This window comes from Streptomyces lucensis JCM 4490, from assembly GCF_014650035.1.
GTDB classification, from domain to species: Bacteria; Actinomycetota; Actinomycetes; order Streptomycetales; family Streptomycetaceae; genus Streptomyces; species Streptomyces lucensis.
Map to the genome: position 1 here is coordinate 1 of NZ_BMUE01000058.1, position 671 is coordinate 671.

Annotated in this window: 1 protein-coding gene; it reads left to right on the top strand. The window is 67.8% G+C overall.

Translation table 11 applies throughout. The features are described 5' to 3' along the window. Positions 1-267: 267 nt before the first annotated feature. Positions 268-671: acyl carrier protein (locus IE177_RS34630; protein ID WP_190019453.1), on the top strand; the 404-nt coding region annotated here is incomplete at its 3' end.

Below are 671 nucleotides of genomic sequence, written 5' to 3' on the forward strand. Positions count from 1 at the left end.
GCCTGGGGACTCTGGCAACAAACCAGCACCATCACCGCCACCCTCCACACCAACCACCACACCCGACTCCACCGCAACGGCATCCAACCCCTCCCCACCCACCAAGCCCTCACCCACCTAGACACCGCACTCACCACCCCACTCCCCCACCTCCTCCCGGCACTGCTCGACCTGAGGACCCTGCGCGTGCAGGATGGTCTGCTTCCGCCTCTGTACCGGCAGCTCATTCCGAGTCGCGCGAAACGTCCCGTGAAGTCCGCGCCTTGGATGGACCAACTCACCGCGCTCTCCGACGAGGAGCGGAGTCAAGCGCTGCTGGACCTCGTGTGCACACACACCGCCACCGTCCTGGGACACGCCCAAAGCAGGGCGATTGATCCACTCACCGCGTTCCAGGCCCTCGGCGCGGACTCCCTCACCGCCATTGAGCTCCGAAACCGGCTGACGGCGGCAACCGGTCTGCGTCTACCCGCCACCCTCGTCTTCGACCACCCGACCCCCGACCGTCTGGCGCGGTACATCGCCGACCAGCTCCCCACGGCGTCCGATCAGAAGCAGGCCGTCGCTTCACGGCCGGCCGCCCCGCGCACCACGACGCAAGATCCGGTCGTCGTCGTGGGTATGGCCTGCCGCTACCCGGGTGGTGTCACCACGCCCGAGGAACTGTGGCA